This window comes from Streptomyces goshikiensis, from assembly GCF_014650555.1.
GTDB lineage: Bacteria > Actinomycetota > Actinomycetes > Streptomycetales > Streptomycetaceae > Streptomyces > Streptomyces goshikiensis.
In genome coordinates, this window is record NZ_BMVE01000001.1 from 224,256 (window position 1) to 245,746 (window position 21,491).

Annotated in this window: 18 protein-coding genes and 1 pseudogene; 6 read left to right on the plus strand and 13 right to left on the minus strand. The window is 73.2% G+C overall.

Annotation, left to right across the window (positions count from 1 at the left end; genetic code table 11):
• The first annotated feature begins 3 nt into the window (after nt 1–3).
• From IE248_RS01040 to IE248_RS01050, 3 genes are all read left to right on the plus strand, one after another.
• Nucleotides 4–1,023, plus strand: coding sequence for an aldo/keto reductase (locus tag IE248_RS01040; protein WP_073772979.1), 1,020 nt, complete (start codon nt 4–6; stop codon nt 1,021–1,023).
• Between the two features lie 140 nt (nt 1,024–1,163).
• Complete coding sequence (locus IE248_RS01045) at nt 1,164–2,408, plus strand: PQQ-dependent sugar dehydrogenase (RefSeq protein ID WP_229895078.1); 1,245 nt, start codon at nt 1,164–1,166, stop codon at nt 2,406–2,408.
• Nucleotides 2,409–2,459: 51 nt separating this feature from the next.
• Nucleotides 2,460–2,624 carry a DUF6191 domain-containing protein gene (locus IE248_RS01050; RefSeq protein ID WP_241845874.1) on the plus strand — a complete coding sequence of 55 codons (165 nt, stop codon included), beginning with the start codon at nt 2,460–2,462 and terminating at the stop codon, nt 2,622–2,624.
• Between the two features lie 27 nt (nt 2,625–2,651).
• Here the strand turns inward: IE248_RS01050 and IE248_RS01055 are convergent, their stop codons facing one another.
• The 6 genes from IE248_RS01055 to IE248_RS01080 all read right to left on the minus strand — a co-directional run bounded on the left by IE248_RS01055 (nt 2,652) and on the right by IE248_RS01080 (nt 10,352).
• Nucleotides 2,652–5,678: a helix-turn-helix transcriptional regulator gene (locus IE248_RS01055; protein ID WP_190030047.1), complete on the minus strand. Its 3,027-nt coding sequence runs from the start codon at nt 5,676–5,678 to the stop codon at nt 2,652–2,654.
• 80 nt (nt 5,679–5,758) lie between these two features.
• Complete coding sequence (locus IE248_RS01060; protein ID WP_158677331.1) at nt 5,759–5,923, minus strand: hypothetical protein; 165 nt, start codon at nt 5,921–5,923, stop codon at nt 5,759–5,761.
• Nucleotides 5,924–6,121: 198 nt separating this feature from the next.
• Entirely contained in the window at nt 6,122–6,784 is a 663-nt protein-coding gene (locus IE248_RS01065; RefSeq protein WP_073798347.1) for a hypothetical protein, read from the minus strand.
• A gap of 115 nt (nt 6,785–6,899) precedes the next feature.
• On the minus strand, nt 6,900–7,454 hold the full coding sequence (locus tag IE248_RS01070) for a GNAT family N-acetyltransferase (protein WP_190029795.1): 555 nt from the start codon (nt 7,452–7,454) through the stop codon (nt 6,900–6,902).
• Between the two features lie 39 nt (nt 7,455–7,493).
• A complete protein-coding gene (locus tag IE248_RS01075; RefSeq protein ID WP_190029796.1) occupies nt 7,494–9,743 on the minus strand; it encodes an MMPL family transporter in 2,250 nt (749 codons plus the stop codon).
• Between the two features lie 237 nt (nt 9,744–9,980).
• Nucleotides 9,981–10,352: a cupin domain-containing protein gene (locus IE248_RS01080; protein WP_008739771.1), complete on the minus strand. Its 372-nt coding sequence runs from the start codon at nt 10,350–10,352 to the stop codon at nt 9,981–9,983.
• Nucleotides 10,353–10,406: 54 nt separating this feature from the next.
• Here IE248_RS01080 and IE248_RS01085 point away from each other — a divergent pair, with 54 nt between their 5' ends.
• The gene (locus IE248_RS01085) at nt 10,407–11,216 is read left to right on the plus strand and encodes a GNAT family N-acetyltransferase (RefSeq protein ID WP_373301443.1); all 810 of its coding nucleotides are present in this window, start codon (nt 10,407–10,409) and stop codon (nt 11,214–11,216) included.
• 18 nt (nt 11,217–11,234) lie between these two features.
• Here the strand turns inward: IE248_RS01085 and IE248_RS01090 are convergent.
• Together IE248_RS01090 and IE248_RS01095 are read right to left on the minus strand one after the other, a co-directional pair.
• Nucleotides 11,235–11,729 (minus strand): annotated as a pseudogene (locus IE248_RS01090) (DinB family protein); the annotation flags it as partial.
• A gap of 78 nt (nt 11,730–11,807) precedes the next feature.
• Complete coding sequence (locus IE248_RS01095; protein WP_073798343.1) at nt 11,808–12,548, minus strand: siderophore-interacting protein; 741 nt, start codon at nt 12,546–12,548, stop codon at nt 11,808–11,810.
• A 67-nt stretch (nt 12,549–12,615) separates the two neighbouring features.
• Between IE248_RS01095 and IE248_RS01100 the strand changes: the two genes are divergently transcribed.
• Both IE248_RS01100 and IE248_RS01105 read left to right on the plus strand, forming a co-directional pair.
• Complete coding sequence (locus tag IE248_RS01100) at nt 12,616–14,706, plus strand: penicillin acylase family protein (protein WP_190029797.1); 2,091 nt, start codon at nt 12,616–12,618, stop codon at nt 14,704–14,706.
• Complete coding sequence (locus IE248_RS01105) at nt 14,703–15,296, plus strand: GNAT family N-acetyltransferase (protein ID WP_190029798.1); 594 nt, start codon at nt 14,703–14,705, stop codon at nt 15,294–15,296. Before IE248_RS01100 ends, IE248_RS01105 begins: the two co-directional genes overlap by 4 nt.
• Before the next feature lie 91 nt (nt 15,297–15,387).
• Here the strand turns inward: IE248_RS01105 and gatB are convergent, their stop codons facing one another.
• From gatB to IE248_RS01130, 5 genes are all read right to left on the minus strand, one after another.
• Nucleotides 15,388–16,899, minus strand: a complete 1,512-nt coding sequence (gatB, locus tag IE248_RS01110; RefSeq protein WP_008739765.1) for an Asp-tRNA(Asn)/Glu-tRNA(Gln) amidotransferase subunit GatB — start codon at nt 16,897–16,899, stop codon at nt 15,388–15,390.
• A gap of 16 nt (nt 16,900–16,915) precedes the next feature.
• Entirely contained in the window at nt 16,916–17,161 is a 246-nt protein-coding gene (locus IE248_RS01115) for a hypothetical protein (protein ID WP_008739764.1), read from the minus strand.
• Nucleotides 17,158–18,654: an Asp-tRNA(Asn)/Glu-tRNA(Gln) amidotransferase subunit GatA gene (gene gatA, locus IE248_RS01120; RefSeq protein ID WP_008739763.1), complete on the minus strand. Its 1,497-nt coding sequence runs from the start codon at nt 18,652–18,654 to the stop codon at nt 17,158–17,160. Before gatA ends, IE248_RS01115 begins: the two co-directional genes overlap by 4 nt.
• Before the next feature lie 5 nt (nt 18,655–18,659).
• Complete coding sequence (gene gatC / locus IE248_RS01125) at nt 18,660–18,956, minus strand: Asp-tRNA(Asn)/Glu-tRNA(Gln) amidotransferase subunit GatC (protein ID WP_008739762.1); 297 nt, start codon at nt 18,954–18,956, stop codon at nt 18,660–18,662.
• 105 nt (nt 18,957–19,061) lie between these two features.
• Nucleotides 19,062–21,251: a putative bifunctional diguanylate cyclase/phosphodiesterase gene (locus tag IE248_RS01130; protein ID WP_280922490.1), complete on the minus strand. Its 2,190-nt coding sequence runs from the start codon at nt 21,249–21,251 to the stop codon at nt 19,062–19,064.
• Nucleotides 21,252–21,491: the final 240 nt, after the last annotated feature.

A 21,491-nucleotide genomic window follows, 5' to 3' on the forward strand; every position in this document is an offset into this window, starting at 1 on the left:
CGGGTGGAGCGCAGGTCGATCGGGTCGGGGCCGCTGAGAGTGGGTGCCATAGGGCTCGGGTGCATGCCGATGAGCTGGGCGTACGCGCCTTCGCGGCGGCGGGGCGAGGAGTCGCTGCGCACGGTGCACGCCGCGCTGGACCTGGGGGCGAACCTGCTGGACACGGCCGATGTGTACGGGCCTTACACCAACGAGCTGGTGGTGGGGCGGGCGCTGCGGGAGCGCCGGGCCGATGCCTTCGTGTCGGCCAAGGTGGGGCTGCGGGCCGGGGAACAGCACGTGGTGGCCGACGGGCGGCCGGGTTATGTGCGGCGGGCGTGCGACGCCTCGCTGCGGCGGCTGCGCACGGATGTGATCGACCTGTACCAGCTGCACCGGGTGGATCCGGACGTTCCGGTGGAGGAGACCTGGGGGGCCATGGCGGAGCTGGTGAGCGCGGGGAAGGTGCGGGCGCTGGGGTTCTGCACGCTCGGCGCGGGGGCCGGACCGGGGGCCGGGCGGCGCGGGGACCGGGCGTACGGGGCGACGCTGCGGCACCTGGAACGGGCGCAGCAGGTGTTCCCGGTGACCGCGGTGCAGGCGGAGCTGTCGGTGTGGTCGCCCGAGGCGGCGTGGCAGTTGCTGCCGTGGTGTGCGGCGCGGGGGGTGGGGGTGCTGGCGGCGATGCCGCTGGGCAGCGGGTTCCTGACCGGGACGCTGACGCCCGGGGAGGGTTTCGAGTCGGCGGACGTGCGGGCCCGGCACCCGCGCTTCACGGCGTACGCGATGGCGGCGAACCAGCAGCTGGTGGCGGGGCTGCGGCGGGTGGCGCTGCGGCACGGCGAGGTGGCCGGGGTGCCGGTGACGGCGGCGCAGGTGGCGCTGGCGTGGGTGCTGGCGCAGGGGCCGCACGTGGTGCCGGTGCCGGGGGCCGAGCGGGCGCACTGGGCGGCGGAGAACGCGCGGGCGGCGGAGGTGCGGCTGACGGCGGGGGACCTGGCCGAGATCGCGTCCCTGCCGGCGGCGGTGGGAGCCTGGGACTGAGCCCGGGCCGGGCCGCGGTCGGGCCGGAGCCGGGCCGGCAACCACTCGATCGGGTGTACGAGTGACGGAACTTCGTGAACTGCCGGAGCTGTTGAGAGGGATGAAGGGCAGGATCGTCAGGACCGGAGGGGAGCAAGGCGATGCGATACGGACGGACGCGGCAGAAGGCGTACGGAGGGTCGTACGGGCCGGGGCGGTACGAGGGGCGGGGCGCGCGGGGCCGGGGCGTGCTGGCCGCGGCGGCGCTGGCGGGGTGTGGCGCCCTGCTGGCGGCGGGATGCGGTCCGGCCACCGGTGGCGCGGGCCCGGCGGCCGGCAGCTCTCCACCACCCACGGCGGGGGCGCCCTCGCCGGGGGCCTCCGGGTCACCGCCGGCCTCCGCGCCGCCGGCCAGGGGTTCGGTGACGGTGTCGGGCGAGATCGCCAAGGGCCTGGAGTCCCCGTGGGGAGTGGCTCCCCTGCCCGACGGGGACCTGCTGGTCGCCTCCCGGGACAAGGGCACGATCAGCAGGGTCCGGGTGTCCACGGGCGAGGTGACCCCGATCGGCAGGGTGTCCGGGGTGGCTCCGGGCGGCGAGGGCGGGCTGCTGGGCCTGGCCCTGTCCCCCGGCTTCGCCTCGGACCGGATGGTGTACGCGTACTTCACGACGGAGTCCGACAACCGCATCGCCCGGATGCGCTACGACGAGCAGCGCGACCCGGGCCAGCAGCTGGGCGCTCCCGACACGGTGTTCCGGGGCATCCCCAAGGGCCTGATCCACAACGGCGGCCGGATCGCGTTCGGCCCGGACAAGATGCTGTACGCGGGAACGGGCGAGACGGGCGACACCGGGCTGGCGCAGGACAAGAAGTCGCTGGGCGGCAAGATCCTGCGGATGACCCCGGACGGGGAGCCGGTGCACGGCAACCCGGAGGCGGATTCCGTCGTCTATTCGTACGGGCACCGCAATGTGCAGGGGCTCGCCTGGGACAAGGACAAGCGGCTGTGGGCGGCGGAGTTCGGCCAGAACACCTGGGACGAGCTCAACCTGATCGAGCCCGGCGGCAACTACGGCTGGCCGGAGGCCGAGGGGAAGGCCGGCAGACCCGGCCTGCGGGACCCGGTCGCGGTGTGGAAGACCGGCGAGGCCTCGCCGAGCGGGATCGCCTGGGCGCAGGGTTCGGTGTGGATGGCCGGGCTGAAGGGTGAGCGGCTGTGGCGGATCCCGCTGGCCGGAGCGGTTCCGGTGGCGGAGCCGGAGGCCTTCCTCACGGGGAAGTACGGCCGGCTGCGCACCGTGATGGCACTCGGCGGCGACAGATTGCTGCTGGTCACGAGCGAGACGGACGGGCGCGGGTCGCCGGAGTCGGGCGACGACAGGATTCTGACACTGACGGTGCGGTAACGGACGGGGCCCCGGCGGGGGACGGAAGGCACGGTGGGCGCGGTGTTCAACATGATCGAGGAGCTGTTCAATCCGGGCCGCAAGCACACGGACGAGGAGAAGAAGCGGCTGGAGCTGTCCCGGATCGATGTGAATGACGGCGATCCGGGGCGCGGCCCGATAGACCTGGAGTCCGGCAAGGTGCTCATACGTGTGGACAAGCCGCCGGAGGAATAGCGGCTTGTCCGAGGCGTGGATGCCTAGCTAGCCGGCGACCGGGACGAACAGCCTCAGCCGGTGGGCGAGGGCGGCCGCCTCGCCCCGGCCGTGCACACCCAGCTTGGCCAGGATGTTCGAGACGTGGACGCTGGCCGTCTTCGGGGAGATGAAGAGTTCCTCGGCGATCTGACGGTTGGTGTTGCCCGCCGCGACCAGGCGCAGGACGTCCCGTTCCCTGCTGGTCAGGCCCAGGGCCTCGACCGGGTCGCTGTCCGGGGCGGGCGCGGCCCGGGGGAGGTCGGGGGCGAGCGGGATCCGGGCGCGCCGGGCGAGCAGGGCGAGGTCCTCGCGCAGCCTGCGCGAGCCGAGCCGGTCGGCGGTGGCGTGGGCCTCGCGGAGCAGGTCGGCGGCGTCCTCGCGGTCGCACCCGGCGGCCAGCCGGGCCTCCGCGAGCCGGTGTCCGGCCCGGGCCAGCAGGTACGGGCGCTCCAGCGGGCGGATGGCCGCCTCGACGGCGGTCCAGTCGGCGACGGTGTCCAGGCCTTCGGCCCGGAGCAGTTCGGCCCTGAGGTAGTCGGCGTGGGCCGTCCAGACGGGCGCGGGCGTGGCCAGCCTCCGGGCGGCGTCGCGCAGCATCCGCAGGGCGGCGGTCCGGCCGGCTTCGGCGGCGGGCAGGCCCCGGGCGTCCGCCTCGGCGGAGGCGGAGGCCAGCAGCAGGGGCCAGGCATAGCGGTGCTGGCCGAGGGGGAACCCGGCGGCTATGGCGTCGGTCGTCTCGGCGCGGACGTCGGCGATGCGGCCCGCTCCCTCGGCGATGCCGATGGCCAGCCGGTAGAGCGGGATCCGGTGCTGGGGCTGGGTGTCGTGGGTGCCGAAGTGGGCGTGTGCGGAGGCGAGTTGGGTGGCGGCCTCGGTGAGTTCACCTCGGGCCAGCGCCAGGTAGCCCAGCCGTGCGGAGGCGGAGCCGCGCGGGGCGGCGCTCTGGCCCACCCGCAGGGTGCGCCCGGCGGCCTCGGTGGCCTCGTCCCAGCGGCCGAGGTTGTAGAGGCTCTCCGCCATGTTGCCGCAGACCCAGGCCTCGGTGTCCAACAGCCGGGACCTGCTGACGAGTTCGACCCCCTGTTCGGCTAGTTCCACCGCTTCCCGGGACCGGCCCATCGCTTCGAGTTGAGAGCTGAGGTTGATGTGTACCCGTCCCGCGATCACCGTGAGGCCGAGTTCGGTGGCCCGTTCCAGTACCGCGTGCAGTTCGGCGAAGCCCGCTTCCGGCTCCCCGGCGTCGGTGAGCATGCTGGCGACCGTGATCCGGGCGTTGAGCTCGGTCTCCTCGGCGCCGACCATCCGGGCGTACGCCACGGCCCGTTCGGCGGCGGCGAGGTTGTCGGGGCCGGGGTTGTGGAGCATGCCCCAGCCCGCGGCCCGGACGAGGACGTCGGCGTGCACCTGGGACGGGGGCAGCCCCTTGACGAGTTCCTGGGCCCTGGCCAGTTCCTCCCAGCCGTCGCCCCGGCCGAGGCTGGCGACCAGCCGGGAGCGCTCGGTCCAGAACCAGGCCTCGCGCAGCGGGTCGTGACCGTCCTCCAGCATCCGCAGCGCCGTCTTGGTCATCTTCAGGGCGCGTTCCCGCTCCCCGCCGAACCGGGCGGCGACGGTGGCCTCGGCGACCAGGTCGAGCCGGTGGAGCGGGGTGGCGGCGGGGTCACAGCCGCAGGGCGGGTACACCTCGGTGTAGTCCGCCGGGCGCAGCCGGCTCCGGACCTCCTCGGGGGCGCTGTCCCACAGGTCCAGCGCCCGCTCCAGCAGGCGCAGCTGCTCGGAGTAGGCGTGCCGGCAGCGGGCGGTGACGGAGGCGGCGAGCACGGCGGGCAGCGCCTTGGCGGGGTCGTTGGCGCAGTACCAGTAGCTGGCCAGCCGGATGGTCCGTTCCTCGGCGCGGAGGAGGGATTCGTCGGCCTCCACGGCCTCGGCGTAACGGCGGTTGACGCGGGCGCGCTCGCCGGGCAGCAGGTCGTCGCTGACGGCCTCGCGGACGAGGGAGTGGCGGAAGCGGTAGCCGTCGCCCTCGGGGGTGGCGAGGAGGATGTTGGCGCCGACGGCGGCCCGCAGGGCCTCGATGAGCTCGTCCTCGGTGAGTCCGGCGACGGCGCGCAGCAGCGGGTACTCGACGGTGGATCCGCCTTCGGCGACGATCCGCACCACGCGCTGGGCGGCGTCCGGGAGGACCTCTACGCGGACGAGCAGCAGATCGCGCAGGGATTCGGTGAGTCCGGCGCGGCAGTCGTTCTCGCGGCAGGCGACGAGTTCCTCGACGAAGAAGGCGTTGCCGTCGGAGCGTTCGAAGACGGAGTCGACGAACTCCTCGTCGGGCCGGGAGGCGAGGATCCCGGCGAGCTGGCGGCGGACCTCGGCCCGGTTGAAGCGGGGCAGTTCGATCCGTACGACGGTGCGGAGCCGGTCCAGTTCGGCGAGGAGCGGGCGCAGGGGGTGGCGGCGGTGGACGTCGTCCGCGCGGTAGGTGGCGACGACGACGAGCCGGCCGCTGCCCAGGGCGCGGAAGAGGTAGGCGAGCAGGTGCCGGGTGGAGGCGTCCGCCCAGTGCAGGTCCTCCAGGACGAGCACGAGGGTGCGGTCGGCCGCGAGCCGCTCCAGCATCCGGGCCGTCAGCTCGAAGAGCCGGGCGGTGCTCTCCTCGTCGTGCGGTCCCCGGGCGGTCTCGCCGAGTTCGGGCAGGATCCGGGCGAGTTCGTCCTCCTGGCCGGCGGCCGCGGCGGCCAGTTCCTCGGGGAGCAGGCGGTGCAGACCGCGCAGGGCCGTGGAGAAGGGGGCGAAGGGAAGTCCCTCCGCCCCTATCTCCACACAGCCTCCGACGGCGACGACCGCGCCTCGGCGGGTCGCCTCGCTGAGGAATTCCTCCGTGAGCCGGGTCTTGCCGACGCCCGCCTCTCCCCCGATGAGCAGCGCCTGCGGCTCCTGGCCGGCGGCGCGGGTCAGGGCGTCGGTGAGTACGGCCAGTTCGTCGGCTCGGCCGACGAACACCGGGCTGACGGATCTGGTCTCCACGCCGCCGAGCATCGCACAGGGGTCCGGGTGCGCGGCACCGGGTTTCGGTGCGCTTCTCGTCACGTGCCCGTCCGCGCGGGTCGCGGCGCGGGTCACGCGGCGCGGGCGAAGCGGCTCCGGGATCCTCTCACCGGCCCCTCGGGGTCCTTGTCGCGCGAGGAGCGGTGCGCCTTGCGCGCCTCGCGGGCCCGGCGGAACTCGGCCGCCTCGCGGATCAGGTCGGTGTGGCGGGCGTGGGCCATCTCGTACTCGAACATCTCGTTCTCCCTGGTGGTGTTTCTCGGGCACCTCGTTCGGTGTGATCCAAGATTCGCCTCCCAGGGGGTGCCGGCACATCGGGCGCATGCCGCATCTGTGCGGGCCGGGGGGCCTTAGTCCGGGGCCGGGGGCGCCTGAGGCGGACCAAGGACGTGCCTATGTCGCACCCGGGGGTGCCGGCGGGCCCTCGCGGGGGCTTAGCCGGCGGCCTTGGGCATGGGGAGCAGGAGGTCGAAGTACATGGAGCCGAAGAGCAGGACGCCGAGGGCGCCGAGGGCGACGGCGGCCCAGGCGACGGAGCGGATCCAGACGGGCAGGACGCGGTCGGGGACGCCGAAGGCGGGCCGGGCGAGGACGAAGACGGCGAGGAGGAGGGCGAGGGTGGAGACGACGCCGTTGACGAGGGCGGTCAGGTGCCAGGCGTCGCCGTACAGGGCGTCGATCTTGGCTTCGGTGCTGGTGGCGTTGACCGATTCGATCTGGCCGATGAGGGTCTGGCGCTCGGCGATGACGCGGGAGACCCAGGTGCCGCTGAGGGCGACGAGGCCGAGGCCGGCTGCGACGATGGCGGAGGCTGCGGCGCCGACGCCGCCGACGATCCGCTCCTGCGGCTCGTCGAGGCCGTCCGGGTCGTCGAGCCCGTCCGGGTCGTCCAGGTCGTCGGCTTCGCCGGTGGGGCCGGCCGCCGCTTCGGCGGGGGTCTCGGTGTCGGAGGTGCTCACGTCGGTCTCGGCCTTGGTGGTGTCGGCCTTGGTCGCGGCCGGCGTGCTCCCGTCCGCCCGGTCCGCCTGCGCGGGGGTCTTGGGCTCGGCGGGGTCCGCCTCGGGAGTCAGGGGGGCAGAGGTCTTCGTGGTGTCCATGCTGGGCACCGTAGGCGGCGTTTCTGAGAGGTTTCTTAGAGTGCTCGGGCGCCGCCCGGACCTGCCCGGAAACCGCCCCGCCGCGGGGCCGGAAGCGGCTCCGCGGCGGGAGGGATCAGGCGGGGCGGACCGGGGGCCACTCGTCGGCGAGCACCGCCCAGATCTCGGTGTCCTGGCGGACTCCGCGGTGCGGGTGGGTCTGGCGCAGGACGCCCTCGCGGGTCATCCCGAGGCGCTCGGCGACGGCAAGGCTCTTCTTGTTGGCGGAGGAGACGTGCCACTCCACGCGGTGCATGCCGCGCTCGTGGAAGGCCCAGTCGATCAGGACCCGGCAGGCGCGGGTGATCAGGCCGCGGCCGGCCGCGGGGGGCTCCAGCCAGCAGCCGGCCTCGCAGGTGCCGGTGGCGGCGTCGAAGGTCCGGAAGAGGACGCCGCCGACGAGGGTGCCGCCGAGGCGGATGCCGTAGAGGCGGCCGGTGTCGCTGGCGGCCTTCTGCGCGTAGGAGGCGAGGAAGGCGCGCGACGCGTCGAGGTCGGGCACGACGTCGGCGAGGGCGATGTGCTCACCGATGTACTCCCGGCCGCGGTCGATGTGCGCCAGGAACTCCTCGGCGTGCCGGACCTCCAGCGGGAACAGCTGGGCCTCGTCGGTGAGGTCTATCGAGAACATGCGGCCCTTTCCAGGGGTCTTCCGCGGCGGTCGGCCGCGTCACCGGGATGCTGTGGCGGGTGCGGCGTCGTCCTCGTTCGTGGCGGGGTCCGCGCCGGTCCGCTGCGCCGGAATTGTCGCATGTGGGTGGCGTTCCGGAGGTTCGATGCTGATGCGGGGCAGCCTGCGGTCGAGCCAGGCCGGCAGCCACCAGTTCGCGCCGCCGAGCAGGTGCATGAGCGCCGGCACGAGCAGCGTGCGCAGCACGAAGGCGTCCAGGGCCACGGCGGCCGCCAGCGCGATGCCGAACATCGCGATGATCCGGTCGCCGCTGAGCACGAAGGCCAGGAAGACGGAGATCATGATCACGGCCGCCGAGTTGATCACCCGGCTGGTCTCGGCGAGGCCGACGCGGACGGCCCGCCGGTTGTCACCGGTCTCCAGCCACTCCTCGTACATCCGGCTGACCAGGAACACCTGGTAGTCCATGGACAGTCCGAAGAGGACCGACACCATGATCACGGGAAGGAAGGGTTCGATCGGGCCGGCGCTGCCCAGGCCCAGCGGCTCGCTCCCCCAGCCCCACTGGAAGACCGCGACCACGACGCCGAAGGAGGAGGCGACGGCGGCGACGTTCATCGCGGCCGCCTTGAGGGGTATGCCTATGGACCGGAAGGCGAGCAGCAGCAGGACGCAGCCGAGGGCGATGACCACCCCGACGAAGAGCGGCAGTTTGCCGACGATGACCTCGGCGAAGTCGTCGTAGCCGGCCGTCACGCCGCCGACATGGATGTCCATCGCGGCGCGGTCGCCGGCTCCGGGGATGACCTCCCGGCGGAGGGTGTCGACGAGGTCGCTCGTGGCCCGGGACTGCGGGGCGGACTCCGGTACGACGGTGACGACGGCGGTGTCCCCGTCCCGGTTGAGGACGACCGGCCCGGCGGAGGCCACGCCCTCGGTGGTGCGCAGTTCGTCGGCCAGCCGGGTCACGGCGATCCGGTCGCCGGCTCCGTCGAGGCGGGCGACGACGGTGAGCGGGCCGTTCATGCCGGGGCCGAAGCCCTCTCCGAGCAGGTCGTAGGCCTTGCGCGTGGTGGAGGTGGCCGGGTTGTTGCCCTGGTCGGAGGTGCCCAGGTGCAGCGAGAGCATGGGCAGCGCCAGGACGGTCATGACCGCGGCGGCGAGGAGGCCGAGCGGTTTGGGGTGGCGTTCCACGAAGGCCGACCAGCGGGCGGCGAAGCCGGTGGGCGTATCGGACCCCGGGCCCTCGGCGGCGAGCTTGCGGCGTTCGCGGCGCGAGAGGGCGCGGGTCCCGATGTAGGAGAGGAGGGCGGGGAGCAGGGTCACCGAGGCGGCCACCGTGAGGACCACGGTGAGGGAGGCCGCGAGGGCGACGCCGTCGAGGAAGTTCAGCCGGAGCACGAGCATGCCGAGCAGCGCGATGCAGACGGTCGCCCCGGCGAAGACCACGGCCCGCCCGGTGGTGGCGACGGCGTTCTCGGCCGCCTCGGCGACGGGCAGGCCGCGTTGCAGGCCCTTGCGGTGCCGGGTGACGATGAACAGCGCGTAGTCGATGCCGACGCCGAGTCCGACGAGGGTGCCGAGCATCGGGGCGAAGTCGGCGACGGGCATGGCGTGCCCGAGCAGGGTGATGCCGAAGTAGGCGGTGCCGACGCTGACCAGGGCGGTCGCGATGGGCAGCAGGCTCGCGGCGAGGGAGCCGAAGGCGAGGAAGAGGACCAGGGCCGCGATGCCCACGCCGATGACCTCGGCGAGGTGTGCGGTGGGGGCCTCGGTGAGACCGATGGCGCGGCCGCCGAGTTCGACCTGGAGGCCGTCTTGTTCGGTCCGGTCGTTCTTCGCGGCGTCGACGACCGCCCGCGCCTGGGCCTTGGGGACGGAGTCGGCCTGTTCGTCGAAGGTCACGACGGCGTAGGCGGTGCGCCCGTCGGGGCTGATCCGCGCGGCGGCCTCGGGGTTGGGGCCGTAGGGGCCGGCGACGGATCCGACGCCGGGGAGCGCGGCGATGGTGTCGAGGGCGCTGGTCATCCGCTGCTCGACGGCGGGCGTGCGGGCGCTCTGGCCGTCCGGGGTGCGCCACACGATGGTGTCGGTGTCGCCGCCCCGGCCGGAGAAGCCTTCGCGGAGCAGGGCGTGGGCCTTGCTCGACTCGGTCCCGGGGACCTCGTAGTCGTTGGAGAACGCCGGTCCGGCGACACCCGCGGCAGCGGCGGTCGCGCCGAACGCGAGGAGCCAGAGCAGGACGGTCACGAGGCGGTGCCGCATGCACCACCGTGCGATTGCTGCCAACGAACGTGCTCCCTGGTGGTTCGGATCTTCACCGGGAGAACGCCCGACGCAAGAACGCTTGAACGCTTGAACGCTTGAACTCTGGTGAACCTAGATGATCAACCGCCGGACCCGCAGGCGATCGGCCGATCCGCCGCCGGACCACACCTCGATTCGGTCCACGATCGCAGCGATGGGAGATCGTTGGTCCGTTTCGTGTGCATCGTCACAGGTGTGTGGCGGTACGCCCGGGCCCGGTTACGCGTCGGCGCGGTAGCCGGGGATCGAGGGCCAGCGGACGGTGAGGACGACCGCGTCCTCCTCGGCGTACCAGGAGTGGTCGACTCCGCGGCCCCAGACCACGTAGTCGCCCTGTTCGGCGAGGACCACGGTGCGGCCGGGGAACTCCAGCCGGAACCGGCCGCTGATCAGCACCTGGAGCGCGGTGCGCTCCTCGCCGGTCACCCACTGGGCGCGCTCCTCGCCCCGGGGATGGACCCCCCACTTGATCTCCACGTCCTCGCTGTGGCGGACGTCGCCGGGCCGCTTGAAGTGGCCGAGGAGCCAGCCGCGGTCGGCGGCCGCGTCGGGGGTGGCCTTGCCGGTGTAGATGAGCGCTTCGTCGTTCACGGGGTGAGGCTAATGCAGTTGTGCCGGGGGGCGGACGGCTGGTGAGCTGCCCCGATGACGATGACGATGGATCGCGACGAACTGATCAGGGTACGGGCCGAGTACGACGCGCGGATGCGCCGTGGCGCGCGCGCCGACTCGGCCGGGGCCCGCGTGGAGCGGGCGGGTGCGGTGGTCCGGCAGACGGCGGCCGCCGACGGCTGGAACTGCGTGCTCTGGTCGGACCTCGACGGGACGGACGCCGACGCGGAGATCGCCGCCCAGGTGGCGCACTACCGCGAGCGGGGCGTCGGCGAGTTCGAGTGGAAGCTGTACGACCACGACCGGCCGGCGGACCTCGGGGAGCGGCTGCGGGCGGCGGGCTTCGTCGCGGAGCCGCCCGAGACGCTGATGGTGGGGCGGACGGCGGACCTGGCGGGGCTGTCGGTGGAGCCGCCGGAGGGGATCACCTTGCGGGCGGTCACCGACGAGGCGGGCGTGGACCTCATGATGGCGGTCCACGCGGGGGCCTTCGGCGTCGAGCGCCCGCGCATCCGGCACCTGATGCTGACCCTGCTGCGCGAGGAGCCGGAGACCATCGCGGCCGTGGTGGCGATGGCCGGCGACACCCCGGTGAGCGCGGCCCGGATGGAGATGCGGCCGGGCACGCCGTTCGCGGGCCTGTGGGGAGGCGGCACGATCCCGGGATGGCGCGGGCGCGGCATCTACCGTCTGCTGGTCGCGCACCGCGCCCGGATCGCCGCCGGTCTCGGGATCCCGTATCTCCAGGTGGACGCCTCGGACGACAGCCGCCCGATCCTGGAGCGCCTGGGCTTCGGCGTCCTCGGGGTGACGACCCCGTACCTGCACACCACCGGGGCCTGACGGGCGGGGGCGGTCAGGCCCCGGCACCCCGTCGATCGCCTCGCGCAGCAGGTCGGCGTGGCCGTTGTGGCGCGCGTACTCGTGGATCATGTGCAGCATCACGACCCGCAGCGAGACCTCCGCCTCCCACTTCGGCACGTACGCCGTCACCTCCAGGGATTCCGCCCCGGCCTCGACGCGCCGCGCGTGCGCGACCTCCGCCTCCCACGCCGCGAAGGCCTCCGCGCCGCTGGCGCCGGTCGCGTCGTAGGCCTCCTGGAAGTCGTGCCGGTCGGACCACACGTGCGGGACGTCGGCCCCGCCCACGGTCCGCCGGAACCATTGCCGTTCCACCTCGGCCATGTGCCGGACCAGCCCCATCAGCGACAGGGTGGACGGCGGGGAGGACTTCCGGCGCAACTCCTCGTCGCCGAGGCCCTCGCACTTCATCGCGAGGGTGGCGCGATGGAAGTCGAGGTATGCCCGCAGGGTCTCTCGTTCGCCTCCGGCCAGCGGAGGTCCGATGCGTTCCATGCCGGTGATCTTGCCCGCCCCGCCCGCCCGCCGGAAGCCCCCGGCGGGCGGGCGGGGCGGGATCCGGCCAGGGAGGACCTAGACGGGACGCCAGTAACCCAGCGAGTTCACCCGCTGCTTGGGCAGGCCCAGGTCCTTGCGGAGGTAGCCCGTCAGGGCGCGGGTGGTCGCCGTGTCGCAGGCCAGCCAGACGTAGGCCGAGTCCGGGTCCGTCACCAGCCCGGGGAGTTCGGACTTCACCCGCTCCACCAGCGCCGCGCCGGAGCCCGTGCCGCGTCCGACGCGCCGGATCTCGTGCCGGTCCGCGTCGAGCCGTATCGGGAGTTCCGCGTCCGAGTCGTGCTGCGTCTCGAACCAGAGCGTCGCCGGGGTGTCCGGGAAGGAGTCCAGCAGGGAGTTGATCGCCGGGAGGGACGCCGGGTCGCCGATGACGAGCAGCCGCTGCGGCTCCGGCGCCGGGGCGGTGAAGCCCGTGCCCTGGACGGTGGCCTCGATGGTGTCGCCCGGCTTCGCGGCGCGCGCCCAGGAGCTGGCCACGCCGTCGTGGAGGGCGAATTCGAGCGAGAACGTCCCCCCGGCCGGATCCGGGTCGACCAGCGTGTACGCGCGCTGGTGCGGCTTGCCCTCGCTCTGGAACCACAGCCGCACCCACATGGTGGGGTGCAGGGAGTCGCCGGCCTCGGCGAGCAGTCCGCCGTCCGAGAGCCGGACCCGCCGGTAGTGCTCCGTCACGTCTTCCGCGCCGGTCACCGTGAACGTGAAGTCCCTGCCCCGCATCAGCTTGAGGACCACGCCCTCCCAGCCCTTGCCGACCGCCATCGCCACCCACCCCTTAATCCAGCCCTATAGTTAGGTCAGCCTAACCTAAGACACCTCGGGGAAGAGTGTGAGCAGTGTGAGCAGCAGCGCGACCGGCCAAGCCTACGAGGTGTACCGCGACGCATGGGGCATCCCCCATCTTCGCGCCTCCGACGCCCTCGGCCTCTCCTACGCCCAGGGCCGCACCACGGCCCTCGACCGCGCCTGGCAGCTGGAGGTCGAACGCCACCGCGCCCAGGGCTCCAGCGCCGCGTTCCTCGGCGCCGAATCCGTCACCTGGGACCGCTTCGCCCGCCAGAGCCGCCTCGCCGACACGGCCCGCACCTGTTACGAGGCCCTCGACCCGGAGACCGCCGCCTGGGTCCGCGCCTACGTGGACGGCGTCAACGACGGCCTCAGCGAAGGCGCCGCCCGCGACGAGCGGTTCGCCCGCACGGGCCACACCCCCGCCCCGTGGGATCCCTGGGTCCCGCTGGCCATCTGGATCGCCACCCACATCCTCTTCGCCGGCTTCGCCACCAAGCTGTGGCGCGAGCGCGTGGCCCGCGCCCTCGGCGACGAAGCCGTCACCCTCTTCGCCACCGACGGCCCCGGCACCGTCGGCAGCAACGGCTGGCTCGTCCCCGGCGACCGCACCGCGACCGGCGCGGCGATCATCGCGGGCGACCCGCACCGCTTCATCGAGGACCCGGGCGTCTACCAGCAGATACGTCTCGCCTGCCCCGAGTTCGACGTCGTCGGCATCGCCGTCCCCGGCATCCCCGGCCTCGGCCACTTCGGCCACACCGGCAGCGCCGCCTGGGCGATCACCAACGCGATGTCCGACTACCAGGACCTCTACGCCGAGCAGTTGCGCCCCACCGCCGACGGCGCCGGCATCGAGGCCCTCGGCCCCGACGGCGTCTGGGAGCCCGTCCACCGGCACACCGAGACCATCGGCGTCCTCGGCGCCGACCCGGTCGAGATCGAGGTCCTGGAGACCGCGCGCGGCCCCGTGATCATCCGGGACGACGTGGACGGCGGCGGCCAGACCCTCGCCCTGCGCTACCCGCCCCGGGTCCGCCGCGACCTCGGTTTCGCCACCCTCCCCGCCCTGCTGCGCGCCCGTACCGTCGCCGACATCGACCGCGCCCTCGACGGCTGGGCCGAGCCCGTCAACGTCGTCCACGCCGCCGACTCCGAGGGCGGCCTGCTGCACCGCGTCGCCGGAGCCGTGCCCCTGCGCGACCCCGCCAACCGGCTGCGCCCGGTGCCCGCGTGGGAGCCCCGCCACGAGTGGCAGGGCTGGGCGCGGACCCCCGCCGAGCCCGTCCAGGGCTTCGCCGTCATGGCGAACGCGCGCGGCATCGCCTCCCCGCTCGGCGTGGAGTTCGCGCCCCCGCACCGCGCCGACCGCATCCGCGAGCTGCTGAGCGGCTCCGCGGACTGGACCCCGAAGGCGATGGCCGACGTACACCAGGACACCTACCTGGGCTCCGCCGGAGCGCTGCTCGCCCTGCTGCCCGGGCTCGACGGCCTCTCCCCCGAGGCGGCCGCGCTGCGCGAGCGGCTGCTCGCCTGGGACCGGCACATGGCGGCCGGGAGCACGGACGCGACCGTCTTCTCGGCCTTCCGGACCGCGACCGTACGGCACTTCGCCGCCGACCCCGTCTTCGCCGGGCTGACCGGCGCCCCCTCGGGCCCGGAGGTGTTCCACCCCTGGCTGTACCTGGTCCCCAAGATCGGCTACGCCCTCGAAGGCCTGCTCACCACCGGCCTCCTCCCCGGTCTCGACCGCGCGGCCCACGTCCGCGCCGCCCTGGAGGAGACGGCCGCGGCCGCCCGCCCCGACACCCCCTGGTCCCAGGTCCACCGGCTGACCCCGTGGTCGGCGCTCCCGGACCCCGACGCCGAGTGGCCCGGCCTCGGCGGCGACCATGACTGTGTGAACGCCACCTCCACCGTCCCCGGCTTCACCGACCTCACCGCGCGTGCGTCGGCGGCCCGTTACGTCTGGGACCTCGCCCGCCGCGAGGACAGCCTCTGGGCCGTCCCGCTGGGCGCCGACGGCGTCACCGGCGCGCCCCACCACCGGGACCAGCTCCCCCTGTGGGCGCGCTGCGAACTCATCCCGGTCGTCACCGACTGGGACCGGCTCACGAAGGAGACCCCCCGATGACCACCTCCACCCGCCGGCCCGTGCACACCCACCCCATCGAGGGCTTCGGCACGGTCACCATCGCCCCCGTCGACCCCGCCGCCGACTCGGAGCTGGTCCACGGCTGGGTCACCCAGGAGCGCGCCCGCTTCTGGGGCATGGGCGGGGCCGGCCGCGAGCTGGTCCAGGAGATCTACGAGGACATCGACCGCCGCACCACGCACCACGCGTTCATCGTCAGCCGCGACGGCGAGCCGGTCGGGCTCTTCCAGACGTACGACTGCGCCGAGGACCGCGTCAGCGAGTGCTACGAGGTCCAGCCCGGCGACATCGGCGTGCACCTGCTCATCAGCCCCGCCCGGGGTTCGGCCGAGCACGGCTTCAGCGCGGCCCTGCTGACGGCGTTCATGTCGTTCGTCTGGTCCGACGGCCGCACCCGCCGGGTCGTCGCCGAGCCGGACGCCCGCAACGAGAAGGCCATCGCCCGCCTGGAGCGCACCGGCTTCGTGATGGACGCGGAGGTGGAGCTCCCCGAGATCGACCTCCCCGAGGTCTACCTCCCGGCGAAGCGGGCCCGGCTGGCCTTCCTCAGCGCCCCGGTGACCGGCTGACGTCACACCGGCTCAGGCGCTGGACGTACGGCGGCCCCGCACCGTGGAAGACCGGTGCGGGGCCGCCGTACGTGCGTACACGGGCTCCGGATTACTCCGAGACGCCCAGGCGCTCCAGGATGAGCTCCTTGACGCGGGCCGCGTCGGCCTGGCCGCGGGTGGTCTTCATGACCGCGCCGACCAGGGCGCCGACGGCCGCGACCTTGCCGCCGCGGATCTTGTCCGCGATGGCCGCGTTGCCCGCGATGGCCTCGTCCACGGCCGCGCCGAGCGCGCCCTCGTCCGAGACGACCTTCAGGCCGCGCTTCTCGACGACCTCGTCCGGGGTGCCCTCGCCCGCGAGGACGCCCTCGATGACCTGACGGGCCAGCTTGTCGTTCAGGTCGCCGGCCGCGACCAGCTCCGCCACCCGGGCCACCTGGACCGGGGTGATCGGCAGCTCGTCGACGACGACGCCCTGCTCGTTGGCGTTGCGGGCGAGCTCGCCCATCCACCACTTGCGCGCGGCGGCCGAGTCGGCACCCGCCTCGATCGTGGCGACGATGGAGTCCACCGCGCCCGCGTTGAGGATCGACTGCATGTCGTGCTCGGTGACGCCCCACTCCTGCAGGAGCCGGTTGCGGCGCACGCGCGGCATCTCGGGGAGGCCGGCGCGCAGCTCCTCGACCCAGTCGCGGGCCGGGGCCACGGGAACCAGGTCGGGCTCCGGGAAGTAGCGGTAGTCCTCGGCGTTGTCCTTGATGCGGCCGGCCGTGGTGGAGCCGTCCTCCTCGTGGAAGTGCCGGGTCTCCTGCACGATCGAGCCGCCGCCGCTGAGCACGGCCGCGTGGCGCTGGATCTCGAAGCGCGCCGCCCGCTCCACGGAGCGCAGCGAGTTGACGTTCTTCGTCTCCGAGCGGGTACCGAACGGTGCCTCGGGGCTGGGGCGCAGCGACAGGTTCACGTCGCAGCGCATCTGGCCCTTGTCCATCCGGGCCTCGGACACGCCGAGCGCCTTGATGACCTCGCGCAGCTCGGCGACGTACGCCTTGGCGACCTCGGGGGCCCGCTCGCCGGCGCCCTCGATCGGCTTGGTGACGATCTCGATGAGGGGGATGCCGGCGCGGTTGTAGTCCAGCAGGGAGTGGGACGCGCCGTGGATACGGCCGGTGGCACCGCCGACGTGCAGCGACTTGCCGGTGTCCTCCTCCATGTGGGCGCGCTCGATCTCCACGCGGAAGATCTCGCCGTCCTCCAGCTGGACGTCCAGGAAGCCGTTGAAGGCGATGGGCTCGTCGTACTGGGAGGTCTGGAAGTTCTTCGGCATGTCCGGATAGAAGTAGTTCTTCCGGGCGAAGCGGCACCACTCGGCGATCTCGCAGTTCAGCGCGAGACCGATCTTGATGGCCGACTCGACGCCGATCGCGTTGACGACGGGCAGCGAGCCGGGCAGACCGAGGCAGGTGGGGCAGGTCTGCGAGTTGGGCTCGGCGCCCAGCTCGGTCGAACAGCCGCAGAACATCTTGGTCTTGGTGCCGAGCTCGACATGGACCTCAAGGCCCATGACGGGGTCGTACGAGGCGAGAGCTTCCTCGTACGAGAGCAGTTCGGTGTAGGTGCTCACGGTGAAACTTTCCCTCTCAGCCCAGCAGGACGTCGTCGTCGCCGAGGCGCTTCAGCTCGCGGTACAGGATCGCGAGGCCGGTAGCGATGGCGGCGGCGGACACAACGGCGTCGACCAGCTTCAGCATGTCGTGGTCGGTGCGGGCCCTGCGGGCCTGCTTGATCACGCTGATGGCACCGAAGGCGGTGGTGCCGATCGACAGGTACGTACCGGACTTGGACTTCTTGAAGCCCTTGGCCTTGGACAGCGCACTCGAACTCACAGCGACGGAGCCTCCTCAAGCAGCGGGTGACCCCAGCGCGCGACGAAGGCGGCCTCGACGGCGGCGCCGACCTTGTACAGGCGGTCGTCCTTCATGGCGGGGGCGATGATCTGCAGGCCGACCGGGAGACCGTCCTCCGGGGCCAGGCCGCAGGGGAGCGACATGGCGGAGTTGCCGGCCAGGTTGGTCGGGATGGTGCACAGGTCCGCGAGGTACATCGCGAGCGGGTCGTCGGTGCGCTCACCGATCGCGAAGGCGGTGGTGGGCGTGGTCGGGGAGACGATCACGTCGACCTGCTCGAAGGACTTCTCGAAGTCCTTCGTGATGAGCGTGCGGACCTTCTGGGCCGAGCCGTAGTACGCGTCGTAGTAGCCGGAGCTGAGCGCGTACGTGCCGAGGATGACGCGGCGCTTGACCTCGTCGCCGAATCCGGCTTCGCGGGTGAGCGCGGTGACGTCCTCGGCGGACCTGGTGCCGTCGTCGCCGACGCGCAGGCCGTAGCGCATGGCGTCGAAGCGGGCCAGGTTGGAGGAGCACTCGGACGGCGCGATCAGGTAGTACGCGGCCATCGCGAGGTCGAAGGAGGGGCAGTCCAGCTCGACGATCTCGGCGCCCAGCTCCTTGAGGAGCTCGACGGACTCGTTGAAGCGCTGGACGACACCGGCCTGGTAGCCCTCGCCGGCGAACTGCTTGACCACGCCGACGCGCATGCCGGCGACGGAGCCGTTGCGGGCCGCCTCGACGACCGGCGGGACCGGGGCGTCGATGGAGGTGGAGTCCAGCGGGTCGTGGCCGGCGATGACCTCGTGCAGGAGCGCGGCGTCCAGGACCGTACGGGCGCAGGGCCCGCCCTGGTCGAGGGAGGACGAGAACGCGACCATGCCGTAGCGGGAGACGCCGCCGTAGGTCGGCTTGACGCCGACGGTGCCGGTCACGGCGGCGGGCTGGCGGATGGAGCCGCCGGTGTCCGTGCCGATGGCCAGGGGCGCCTGGAAGGCGGCGAGCGCGGCCGCGGAACCGCCGCCGGAGCCGCCGGGGATCCGGGTGAGGTCCCAGGGGTTGCCGGTGGGGCCGTAGGCGCTGTTCTCGGTGGAGGACCCCATGGCGAACTCGTCCATGTTGGTCTTGCCGAGGATGACGACGTCGGCTTCCTTCAGCTTGCGCGTCAGGGTGGCGTCGTAGGGCGGGATCCAGCCTTCGAGGATCTTCGAACCGACGGTGGTCGGGACCCCGACGGTGGTGAAGATGTCCTTGAGGGCGAGCGGGACACCGGCGAGCGGGCCCAGCTTCTCGCCGTTCGCGCGCTTGGCGTCGACGGCGCGCGCCTGGGCGAGGGCGCCCTCGCGGTCCACGTGGAGGAAGGCGTGCACCTTCTCGTCGGTGGCGTCGATCCGGGCCAGGTGGGCCTCGGTGACCTCGACGGCCGTGAGCTCGCCGGAAGCGATCTTCTCGGCGGTCTCGGCGGCCGTGAGCTTGATGATCTGGTCAGCCATGATGATTAGTCCTCCCCCAGGATCTGCGGCACCTTGAAACGCTGCTGCTCCTGGGCGGGAGCGCCGGAAAGCGCCTGCGCGGGGGTGAGCGACGGACGGACCTCGTCCGCGCGCATGACGTTCGTCAGCGGCAGCGGGTGGGAGGTCGGCGGGACGTCTTGGTCGGCGACCTCGGAAACGCGGGCGACCGCGCCGATGATGTCGTCGAGCTGTCCGGCGAAGTGGTCGAGCTCTTCGCCGGACAGCTCCAGACGTGCCAGCCGAGCGAGGTGGACGACCTCCTCGCGCGTGATGCCAGGCATGCAGCGATCCTCTGGGGGTGGTGAGTGTGTAGGTTTCGGCCCCAATCCTATGGGGCCAGCCCCCCGACCCACGAAACGGTTACCCCACCGGTCCCCGCGGCCTCGTTACGCGGTGGGGGTTTCCGCCGCGGCGGCGGCCGTGAGCTCGGCCGTGATGTCCGCCGGGCGGCGCCAGCCGCGCTCGCCCCGGGCCAGTAGCCACGCCGTCGCCTCCTGCGGCGGCATCGCGGCCGCGACCAGCCAGCCCTGGACGGCGTCGCAGCCCAGATCGCGCAGGCGCTCCCACGTCTCGTCGTCCTCGACGCCCTCGGCGACGACCAGCAGGCCCAGCGAATGCGCCAGGTCGACCGTGCAGCGGACGATCTCCGCGTCCTGGGCGTCCACCGCCAGCCTGGCCACGAAGGAGCGGTCGATCTTCAGCTCGCTCACCGGGAGGCGGCGCAGGTGGACCAGCGAGGAGTAGCCCGTGCCGAAGTCGTCCAGGGACATCTTCACGCCGTGGCCCGTCAGGCCCGCCATGGTGTCGGCCGCCCGCTGGGGGTCTTCCAGCAGGACGTGTTCCGTTATCTCCAGCTGGAGACCGCTGGCAGGGACCCCGTGCCGCGCCAGCCGGGCGGCGACCGCCCCCGCGAACCCCGGGGTGTGGACGTCGCGCGGCGACACGTTCACGGCCACCGGGACCTTCAGGCCCTGCGCCCGCCAGCGCGCGACCTGCGCCAGGGCCGTCTCCAGGACGTACTCCGTCAGGTGCGGCATCAGGCCCGAGGTCTCGGCGATGGCGATGAACTCGTCCGGAGGGACCCGGCCGCGCTCCGGGTGCACCCAGCGGACCAGTGCCTCCAACCCCGCGACGTGCCCGTCGAAGCGGACCTTCGGCTGGTAGTGGAGTTCCACTTCACCCGCGTCCAGGGCCCGGCGGAGGTCACCCAGCAGGCCGAGCCGGTCGGGCGTGTTGCTGTCCCGCTTGGACTCGTACACCTCCACGCCCGTCCGGTCCCGCTTCGCCTGGTACATCGCGACGTCGGCCCGCCGCAGCAGCCCCTCCGCGTCCAGCGCGTGGTCCGGGAAGACGGCCAGGCCCGCGCTCGCCTCCAGCACCAGCGTCAGCCCGTCCAGGTCCAGCGGCGAGCTGAGCTCCGCGACCAGGTGGCGGGCGACCCGCTGCGCGCTCGTCGTGGAGTCGGCGACGGGCAGCAGCACCGCGAACTCGTCGCCGCCCAGCCGCGCCGCCTCCGCGTCCGGCGGCAGCGCCTGCCGCAGCCGGTCCGCGATCTGGAGGAGCAGCCGGTCACCGGCCAGGTGCCCGAGCGTGTCGTTGACGGCCCGGAACCTGTCCAGGTCGATCAGCACGAGGGCCGACCGGGTGCCCAAACGTTCAGCCTCGTCCAGCGCGGTCCAGGCCCGCTCCAGCAGCCACTGCCGGTTCGGCAGCCCGGTCAGCGGGTCCCGCAGCTGTTCCTCGGCGCGCGCCCGGGCGATCCACAGCGTGGAGTCCAGCGCGATCAGCGGTACGGCGAACAGCGGCAGCAGCACCGGCAGGCTGAGGGCGACGACGCAGATCAGCGGGGCGATGCCGAGCAGCGCGACGGCCACCAGGGCCTGGCGGAGCAGGGCGGTGCGGGCGACCGTGGGCAGCCCGCCGCCGGGCTGGTTCAGCGCCAGCCACAGCACGATGCGGGTGACGACCAGGTACGCGACGGCGGTCAGGATCACCTCGGGGACCGCGCCGATCCCCCAGGTGTCGGGGCGCCAGGGCGCGGCCACGCTGGCCAGGTCGCCGAACGCGGCCAGGACGAGGGCGCCGGCGCCGATGCCGAGGATGTCGACGGAGCCGTGCAGCAGCCCGAGGCGCCAGCGGTGCCGGCGCGCGGCACCGACCAGGGTGACCACCGCCAGCGAGACGAGTCCGGCCGGGACCCATCCGTAGAGGAGGAGGGAGCCGAGGGTGAGGGCGGCTCCCGATCCGGTGCCGCCCCACCAGCGGTCCCGGCCGAGGGCGACGAGGTGGCCGACGATGATGCCGGTGAGCAGCGCGAGGGCCCAGCCCACCGTCCCGCCGGGGAACAGGGCTTGACGGTCGGTCAGCGCGATGACGACGCCGGTGAGGAGCAGTGTGGCGGCGAGGCCCACGACGGCGTAGGGCAGCACGGCGCGCTGTCCGGAGCCGCCCGTACGGGTTTCGGGCGAGCGGCGGTCCGGCGTCCTGGGACCCAGGAATCCGAGCCGTCCCGTCCGCATGGAAGGGAGTTCCCCGCCGAAATCAGGTGACGGGTCGGCGCTATCGGTGGGTTTCATGCCCGTCCCTCTCACAGCCGGCGATGCCGATGCCACGCGATGGCGCCGATGTCATGCCATCACGGCTGGAATCGCCTCACGCAGCCGTGCACGACAGGCGCCCCCCTCAACAGTAGGACGCGAGAGGCTCCCAGGGGCAGCGGTCGGCGGCGGTTGCCCGAATGCGACCCAGCCATCCTCATCAGTACGGTATCCGCCGAACGGGTGAGTTTGGACCAGGCCCCTCGGGCCACCCATCCG